The sequence below is a fragment of the Rhodococcus sp. P4_B6 genome, assembly GCF_056402215.1.
Genome location: NZ_JBFUHV010000262.1, coordinates 1 through 8700 on the forward strand (window position 1 = coordinate 1; position 8700 = coordinate 8700).

The 8700-nt window shown below is 65.9% G+C and carries 7 protein-coding genes; all 7 read left to right on the top strand.

The genetic code is table 11. The features are described from left to right. On the top strand, positions 1 to 796 hold a 796-nt coding region (locus tag AC1DWT_RS47455), incomplete at its 5' end, for an amidohydrolase family protein (RefSeq protein ID WP_477925924.1). Between the two features lie 11 nt (positions 797 to 807). Beyond that, a complete protein-coding gene (locus AC1DWT_RS47460; RefSeq protein WP_206012536.1) occupies positions 808 to 1674 on the top strand; it encodes a sugar phosphate isomerase/epimerase family protein in 867 nt (288 codons plus the stop codon). 350 nt (positions 1675 to 2024) lie between these two features. After that, on the top strand, positions 2025 to 3302 hold the full coding sequence (locus tag AC1DWT_RS47465; RefSeq protein WP_206012535.1) for a thiamine pyrophosphate-dependent enzyme: 1278 nt from the start codon (positions 2025 to 2027) through the stop codon (positions 3300 to 3302). After that, the gene (locus AC1DWT_RS47470; protein WP_072941363.1) at positions 3299 to 4276 is read left to right on the top strand and encodes an alpha-ketoacid dehydrogenase subunit beta; all 978 of its coding nucleotides are present in this window, start codon (positions 3299 to 3301) and stop codon (positions 4274 to 4276) included. The genes AC1DWT_RS47465 and AC1DWT_RS47470 overlap by 4 nt, the downstream gene beginning before the upstream one ends. A gap of 10 nt (positions 4277 to 4286) precedes the next feature. Then, entirely contained in the window at positions 4287 to 5555 is a 1269-nt protein-coding gene (locus AC1DWT_RS47475; RefSeq protein WP_477925925.1) for a dihydrolipoamide acetyltransferase family protein, read from the top strand. Between the two features lies 1 nt (position 5556). Then, positions 5557 to 6948: a dihydrolipoyl dehydrogenase gene (gene lpdA, locus AC1DWT_RS47480; protein ID WP_206012533.1), complete on the top strand. Its 1392-nt coding sequence runs from the start codon at positions 5557 to 5559 to the stop codon at positions 6946 to 6948. Further along, complete coding sequence (locus tag AC1DWT_RS47485) at positions 6945 to 8588, top strand: class I adenylate-forming enzyme family protein (protein ID WP_206012532.1); 1644 nt, start codon at positions 6945 to 6947, stop codon at positions 8586 to 8588. The genes lpdA and AC1DWT_RS47485 overlap by 4 nt, the downstream gene beginning before the upstream one ends. The last annotated feature ends 112 nt before the right edge of the window (positions 8589 to 8700 follow it).

The following is an 8700-nucleotide window of genomic DNA, read 5'->3' on the forward strand; positions in this document are numbered from 1 at the left end:
GTACATGCGTGAAGGCGTCGACCACATGAAGCTCGACATCTCTGGTGACGAGTTCATTCCATATGCTAAAGGTCGCATGACCACCATGACCGACGAGGAGGTTGCCGCCACGTGCCAGGTGGCCCACGCTCGCGGAAAACGCGTGGCGGCGCACGCCCGAAGCGCGGAATCGGTGAAGATGTGCGTCCGCCACGGCATCGAGATCATCTTCCATGCCGATTTCACCGACGAGGAAGGTCTCGACCTGGTGGCCGAGAACAAGGACAAGCACTTCGTGGCCCCGGCCTTCGGCTTCCTCCACACGTCGAGGTACGAGGCCGGCGACTGGGGGCTGACCCCGGAAGTCACTGCTTCGATGGGTCTCGACGAACAGCTCGAGAGCCTGATCGCGAACATGATCGAGCTCAAGAAGCGCGGAGTTCGAGTGTTGCCCGGCGGTGACTACTTCGTGCCCTGGAACCCGATGGGCAACAACGCCCGGGACCTGGAGCATTTCGTCAACTTCCTGGAGTTCAGCCCGATGGAGGCCATCGAGTCTGCAACCCGCCTCGGTGGCGAGCTGATGCTCCAACCGGACGATTTGGGCTGCATCAAGGCCGGCTACCTCGCCGACCTGCTGGTTCTCGATGGTGACCCATTGGAGGACATCGCGATCCTGCAGAATCAGTCGACGTTCACCGGCATCATGAAGGATGGCGTCTGGCACAAGGAACCGCCGCTCTCGCGCAGCGGTGACGTCGAGAAATGGTCGATCAGCGGGTCCGCGGCGGGCGCCCCCGAGCCGGTTCTTCGGTAGCGGGTAAGGGAATGATCGAGGTAAATGGTCGCCAGCAGTACGTGGTGCTGGCCAACATGACCACTGTGACGACGGCCAGCTTTCGAGAACGCATCGAGGTGGCGGCGGCCGCCGGTTTCGACGCGCTGGGCATCAGCCTGGACACCTACCGTCGGGTCGTCGCGGAGGGGATGAGCCCGAAGGAGCTCCAGGCCGTCGTGGTCGACAACGGTCTGGAGATCGTCGAGCTCGAAGCAGTATTCGGGTTTGCCGTTCCCACGGCCGAGACCGGCGTGCCGTTCGGCGGTGGGCTCGTCTACACCAGCCCCGACGACCTGAACGAGTTTTGGGCCATGGCCGAACTGTTCGGCGCACGGCACTTGCAAGCTGTCGGGGCATTCGACCGAACGGATCTGGAACCCGACGTCGTGGAGCGATTCGCATCGCTCTGCGATCGTGCGGCCGACGTCGGGCTGCAGATCGCTCTCGAGTTCGTGCCGACGACCAATATCCCGGACGCCGGCACGGCTCTCTCGATCGTCGAGCAGTCCGGCCGAGACAATGCCGGCCTTTGCGTCGATTCGTGGCACCACACGCGCGGAGCCAACGACCTCGAGATGCTGCGATCGATTCCGTCTCGACGAGTCACGATGATCCAGATCAACGACGGTCCAAAGGATCCCGCCGATCCCGACTTCCTGGTGGAGACCCTTCACCATCGGGCGGTGCCGGGCACCGGTGACTTCGACCTCGACGGTTTCGTCGACGCCGTGACCGAGGGCGGTGTGACCGCGCCGGTGTCCGTCGAGGTGATTTCGGACGAACTTGCCCGACTCGAACCCGCCGAGGCAGCACGCCGCTGCTACGACGGCGCGATCGAAGCGCTGGCAGGGAAATAGGTTCGTGCGTGCCGGGCCAGACTGAACCCACGGCATGCATTGCTGGATCCACGCGGGCATACCTGCGTGGGAAATGCAGGTAGTGAGGCAGGTAGATCACCGCCGTCGCACTCGCCACGCAATTGCGAGTCTTATCGGCATGAACACACGGTCATGCCTTTTCGCAGGGTTCGGTCTCCATGCTCTTCGTGGCGGTGGGATGCGTACGGTCCTTGCCGTTCGGGCCGAATCATTCAGGCACGCAGATCAATAGCTAGCCGGCAAGCCGGAGGCCCACGGGCCTCCGGCTCGCCGGCATGTGGCGATACACGAGACCGAATTGGGGTGCCGCGAAAGAAAAGAGGGTTGACATGGCGTACCCGAGCGACGAGTATTCGATGTTAGGAATTCGATTTCGAATTTACGAAGACCATCGCCGCGGTCCGATCCCGAGGGGAGCAGCGCCGCCAGCGAGACGCGGCCGACAAGGACGCGGAGGGGGCGAGTGCGGACCGCCATCGCGGACGCCGTCCCCGACGGCAGAAAAGGACGTCATGAACGGTACAAACACGCCGAATGCAAGCGCGTCAGCGCACGTGCTGACGCCTGCGCGGATACTCGACGAGAACGGAATGCTGGTAGGGGAGCCGCCGCAGATCGAGCCGGAGCGCCAGCGTGCGATGCTGCGCCTGATGATGCTTGGACGCCGCCTGGACCAGAAGGCAATTTCTTTGCAGCGCAGGGGGAAACTCGGCACCTACCCGCCGCTGTCCGGGCAGGAGGCCGCCGCGGTCGGCACGGCATACGCGATGGATGCCGAAGTAGACCACTTCGTGCCCCAGTACCGTGAACAACTCACGATGCTGCACTGGGGTTTGCCGTTGTCCACCTACCTTCTGCAGCGGATGGGGCATCCCGCGGGATCGGCCCTGCCGTCCCACGGCCGGTTGTGGCCGCAGCAGGTCGCGCTGGGCGCGCACCTGCCTCACGCGGTCGGGCTCGCATGGGGAATGCGACTGCAGGGCAAGCCGGGCGTGGTACTGACCCAGTTCGGCGACGGCGCCTCCAATGAGGGCGACTTTCACGAGGCGTGCAATATCGCAGGCGTCAAACGTGCGCCACTCGTCATGGTGTGCCAGAACAACGGCTGGGCCATCTCGATCCCGTGGCATGAGCAATCGGCCGCAGAGTCCGTGGCGTTGCGCGCAGCAGGATACGGATTTCCGGGGATCGCAGTCGACGGCAATGATGTGCTCGCGGTCTACACAGCCGTCGCGGATGCGCGGACCCGCGCCGAGGCCGGCGACGGCCCGACACTGATCGAGGCGCGATGCCATCGCCTCGGCGCCCATTCGACAGCCGACGACCCCAAGCGCTACCGACCCGCCGACTTCGACGAGCGGGCAGCCGGGGTTGATCCGATCCACCGGTTCCGGGCCTACCTGGTCGGCCTCGGACAGTGGGACGACACCGCTGACGCCAACACGATCGCCTGGTGCGACGACCAGATCGCCACGGCAGTTGCCGAATTCGATGCCACGCCGCCACCCGACCCCGGGCAGATGCTTCACCACCTCTACGCAGAGCCCGATATGCGACTACGTCGCCAGCAGGAAGAACTGCGTAGCAGTATCGAGGAGAACCGATGACCGGCATGAACATGGTGGAAGCGGTGCGCAGCACGCTCGAGGCAGAGATGCGCCGCGACGAGCGGGTTGTCCTGCTCGGCGAGGATGTCGGGAAGTCGGGCGGCGTCTTCCGTGCGACGGACCGGTTGCAGACGGAGTTCGGGGCGGACCGCGTCTTCGACATGCCGACCAGTGAGGCGGGGATAATCGGCGCCGCCGTCGGGCTCGCCGGCTCGGGCCTGGTGCCCGTCGTCGAAATGCAGTTCCTCGGCTTCACTCAGCAAGGGTTCCATCAGCTCGGCAATCAGCTCGCCCGAATGCGCTATCGCACAAACGGTGCTCTGACAATGCCGGTGACCATTCGCGCGCCCTTCGGCGGTGGCGTACGTACCCCAGAACTGCATTCCGACGCCTTCGAAGCGCTCTTCGCCCACAACCCCGGGATGCGGTTGGTCGCCCCCGCGACGGCAGCGGACATGAAGGGGTTGCTGGCCACTGCAATTCGGGATCCGGATCCGATCTTCGTCCTCGAGCCGCTCCGTGGCTATCGGCTTGTGCGCGACGACGTTCCCGACGGTGACCACCTCGTCCCGTTCGGTAAGGCGCGCATCGCACGTGAGGGGACCGACGTCACCGTCATCGCGTGGAGCGCGATGGTCCAGGTCGCAATGGAGGCCGCGGCTGCTGCCGCTGAGCAGGGTATCGATGTGCAAGTCATCGACCTGCGCTCACTTGTCCCGCTCGATTGCGACACCATACGTGAGGCTGTGGCGCGCACGGGCCGAGCGATCGTAGTTCAGGAGGCTCCTTACACCGGCGGGTTTGCCGGCGAGGTCGCCGCTACCGTCGCCGAAGAGGCTTTTCTCCACCTCGAAGCCCCGGTCACCCGCGTCGGCGGATATGACATCCCGTTTCCCATGCCCCAGCTCGAGGATCACTACATCCCCGACGCGAGGCGAATCTTGCGCGCGATCCGCGCTGCCGTCCACTTCTGAGGATCGATACATGTCTTATACCTTTCACTTGCCCGACATCGGCGAAGGCATCGCAGAGGCGGAAATAATCCGATGGCTCGTCGGCCCAGGAGATCAGGTCGTCGAGGACCAGCCCGTCGCCGAGATCGAAACCGATAAAGCGCTGGTAGAAATGCCCTCCCCGGCAACCGGCCAGGTCGCCGAACTCTGTGCACCAGAGGGCGCCATGGTCCAGGTCGGCGAACGTCTCATCGTCATCGCCGATGGCTCGGCCCCCACGCCGGCCGAGCGGGCGCAGTCCGTTGACGGCGGGGCAGGCGCGCCGCCGGCCGGCTCGGCCGATCACACTGCCCAGAGTGCACACGGATCCGGTGTGCAGAAGAGGCCACTGGCAACGCCGGCGACCCGGCGGCTCGCCAGGGAGGTCGGCGTGAGCCTCGAGGGTCTCGTGGGCAYGGGGCCCGGAGGACGCATCAGCGACGACGACGTTCGCGCTGCTGTTCACGGGTCGCCGCAGGAGAATTCCGGCCCCGCTGGGGCGGCAGCCACCGAGCGCTCGCTTCCGGAGTCCGGATCCCACCAGCCGGCCCGTCTCACAGAAGACCAGCGAATACCGGTCCGGGGGTTGCGCCGGCGTACCGCGGAGGCGATGGTCCGGGCACTCCGCGACATCCCGCACACCGTCGCGATGCACCACGCGGACGTGGGGGATCTGCTCGCCCTGCGCAAGACGCTGCTGCCCGGAGCCGAGGCCAAGGGAATCGGTCTCACACTGACCCCGTTCCTGGTGAAGGCTACGGCGCTCGCGCTGGCCCAGTTCCCCATGGCCAACGCCAGTTTCGACGACTCAGCCCAGGAAATCGTCGTGCGGGCATTGCGAAATATCGGGTTTGCCGTCAATACGCCTGACGGTCTGGTCATTCCGGTGGTCAAGGACGCCGACCGGAAGCCGCTGCTGGCCGTCGCGCGCGAGGTGGAAGCCCTCACCGCCGCGGCACGGACCCGGACGGTGGCGATCGAGCAGATGCAGGAGGGCACGTTCACCATCAGCAATCACGGGCCGCTCGGCGGGAACTTCGGTACACCCATCATCCGCGCACCCGAGGGCGGCATCCTGGGCTTCGGGCGCGCCACCCCGCAGGCCGTCGTCCGTGACGGCGAAATTGTCGCACGTACGTTGCTGCCGATCTCGTACTCCGCCGACCACAGGCTGGTCGACGGCGACGTCGTGATCGGCTTCTGCCAGGCACTGATCACGCTGCTAGAGGCGCCGGTGCAGCTTCTCGTCGAGGAAGGATGACATGGTTGTAGGAGAGATGGCCGAGCCCGTCGAGGTACTGGTGGTGGGAGGCGGCCCCGGAGGGTACACGGCCGCCGCCCGGGCCGCGGAGCTGGGCAAAGAGGTGCTGCTCGTCGAGCGGAGCGATCTCGGTGGGGTGTGTCTGAATGTCGGATGCATTCCCTCGAAGGTCTTCACGACCGCCGCGCACGACCTTGCCCGTAGCGCACGACTTCCCGTCCAGGGACCACAGCTGCAGTCCAGAATCGACCTTTCCGGTCTGCAGGCCTGGCGAAAGCAGGTCGTCGACCGGCTGGTCGGGGGCGTCAGCGCCACCCTGGGCCGGGTGCGGGTGGTGTCCGGCACCGCGTTCTTTCTCGATGAGCACCGGATATCGGTCGAGAGCGGTGATCACGTCCAGCACTTTCGGTTCGAGCAGGCGATCCTGGCCACCGGCTCCCAACCGGTCGAGCTCGCGGCTCTGCCCGTCGACGGGATCCGGGTGTTCGACTCGACGGGAGTGCTCGCCTTCGACGAGGTGCCGCCCTCGCTCGTAGTTGTGGGAGGCGGCTACGTCGGGATGGAACTGGGCATGGCGTTCGCCCATTTCGGCACTCGCGTGACCGTTGTCGAGGCCACCGACCGGTTGCTTGCGGGATTCGACCCCGACCTGGTGCAGGTGGTCACCGAGCGCGCGGGCGAGCTGGGGATCGACATCCGCCTCGGCACGACTGCCGTCGGAGTCCAGGCCGATGACTTGCTGATCCGCAAGGACGGCACAGACGACCGGGTTCCCGCGCACGCGGTCCTGGTCGCCGTGGGCCGCGGCCCGGTCACCGGCGACCTGCAGCTCGACAGGCTCGGACTCGCAGTGACCGCGACCGGACACATCCCCGTGGACGAGCAGGGCAGGACCGCACTGCCCCACGTATACGCCATCGGGGACATCACCAAAGGACCCGCGCTCGCCCACAAGGCGATGGCAGAAGGAGTCGTGGCCGCCGAGGCGATCTCCGGGCTGCCGAGCGCCTTCGACGCGCAGGTGCCGCTCATCGCGTTCACCGATCCGGAGATCGCGGCCGTGGGGCTGACGGCGGAGCAGGCCGAGGAGCAGGGGTACGAGGTAGTAGTGGGCCGTAGCTCGTTCGCCACGTCCGGGCGGGCTGTGGTGCTCGGCGAGGCCGACGGGATGGTGAAGATCGTCGTCGACGCGGAGACGGACGTGGTGCTCGGGGTACACATGGTCGGCCCCAGCGCGTGTGATCTCATCGCCCAGGCCGCAGTTACAGTCGAGACCGGCTGCCGCGCCGAAGATTTGGTGGCCACCATCCACCCACATCCGTCTCTGGTGGAGACGGTGCATGCGGCCGCGGTGGCCGCGCGCCGTCGCGCTGCACGCAGGAGGAACCGATGAACGCCGCCGAGACGCCGCTGCCCGCGTCGATCTCCGAGATCATTCAGGACACCTCACGACAACGCCGCTCCCAGCCCGCCGTCATCGACGAACAAGGAGAGCTCAGCCACGGTCAGCTCGCGGACTCCGTGGCGTCGACTGCGGCTGGGCTGCGCGCGATCGGAGTCGGCCCGGGAACCCGGGTCGGTCTGTTGTGCACGAACCGCAGAGAGTGGCTCGTCGCCACCTATGCCGCGATAACGGTCGGAGCCACCGTGGCCGCCTTCGCGACGTGGTCGCGGCGGTGGGATCTCGATCATCTACTCACCCACTCGCGCTGCGAGGTGCTCATCACAGTAGATGGATTCGGCCCGACCGACCTGATGCCCACGATCCGCGAACTCGTCCCCGAAGCGTGGAGTGCCGCCGGGCCAGGTTGGCGTTCCGTGGCCTACCCCGCACTGCGTGGTGTGGTGATCATCGGAAACCGGGTCCCGGCGGGGGCGTACGCGTTCCGAGACCTCGGCGAACATCGTCGCGGCAGCGCCGTCCCCGACGTCGAGACCGACACCGATGGCACCGCTCTGGTTCTCTACACATCGGGTTCGACATCGAGGCCGAAAGCCGTCCGGCTCGGACAACACGATGCCATCGACCATGCTCGGGAGGTCGCCGAGCGGATGGGGATCACACCCGAGGACCGAATCGTGGTGCCTGTCCCGCTCTTCTGGAGCTACGGCGGGGCCAACGCACTGATGGTCGCCCTCGTCACCGGTTGCACGATCGTCCTCCAGGAGACCTTCGATGCAGGCGGAGTCCTCGAGCAGATCGAGCGGCACCAGTGCACTGCCATCTACACGTTGCCCTCGATCACCCGTAGCCTGCTGGCGAATCCGGGGTTCTCCCGCGCCCGCACCGCGAGTCTGCGACGGGGGATGACGATCGGCCCGGACGCCGATGTCCGCTCCGCCGCAGAAGAACTGGGTGTGAGCGACATCTGCAACGCATACGGGTCGACGGAAATGTACGGCGGCGCCACGGTCACCCCGTATGACTGGCCACTCGCAATGAAGTGCTCGACCCAGGGGTCACCGCTGGCCGGAAACCAGGTTTCGATCATCGACCCGGAGACCGGCGCCGAACTGCCCGCAGGGAAGGTCGGCGAGATCACAGTGTCCGGCTTCGTCTCGTCCGGCTATCTCGACCAGCCGGATGAGACCGCCGCTGCGTTCACCGAAGACGGCACGTTCCGTACCGGTGACCTAGGGCGACTCGACGACGACGGCAGGCTGCACTTCGCCGGCCGTGCCTCGGAGATGATCCGGACCGGTGGCATCAACGTCTCCCCGCTCGAGGTGGAGGACTTCCTGCTCACTCACGACGAGGTCTTGGAGGCGGCGGTCGTGGGGGTCGACGACACCGACAAGGAACAGGTCGCCATCGGGTTCGTCCGCATCGAGGGCTCCGCCGTCGCAGACGAGGCCGCGCTGGTCGACTACTGCCGCCATCACATCGCCTCCTATAAAGTTCCCGGCCGAATCGTGATGAAACATAACGAGTTACCTCGAACCTTGACGGGGAAGCTCATTCGAAACGCTTTGCTGGACGAAGCCAAGGAAGTGTGGGCGTCGTCCGATAACACGAAGGAGTACACAGAGTGACGAACACCGATGTCGGGGCGGAGACCTCGCGGCTGGACGAACGAAGGATTCGCGAGGCTGTGGCGGTGGCCAACGTGCCGACCTTGCTGATGGTGTTGTTCCAGATGACAGG

Bases quoted from the DNA above. Each gene is read 5' to 3' on its own strand.
- AC1DWT_RS47460 (WP_206012536.1), top strand. From the start codon at position 808: ATGATCGAGGTAAATGGTCGCCAGCAGTACGTGGTGCTGGCCAACATG.
- AC1DWT_RS47465 (WP_206012535.1), top strand. From the start codon at position 2,025: ATGGCGTACCCGAGCGACGAGTATTCGATGTTAGGAATTCGATTTCGA.
- AC1DWT_RS47470 (WP_072941363.1), top strand. From the start codon at position 3,299: ATGACCGGCATGAACATGGTGGAAGCGGTGCGCAGCACGCTCGAGGCA.
- lpdA (WP_206012533.1), top strand. From the start codon at position 5,557: ATGGTTGTAGGAGAGATGGCCGAGCCCGTCGAGGTACTGGTGGTGGGA.
- AC1DWT_RS47485 (WP_206012532.1), top strand. From the start codon at position 6,945: ATGAACGCCGCCGAGACGCCGCTGCCCGCGTCGATCTCCGAGATCATT.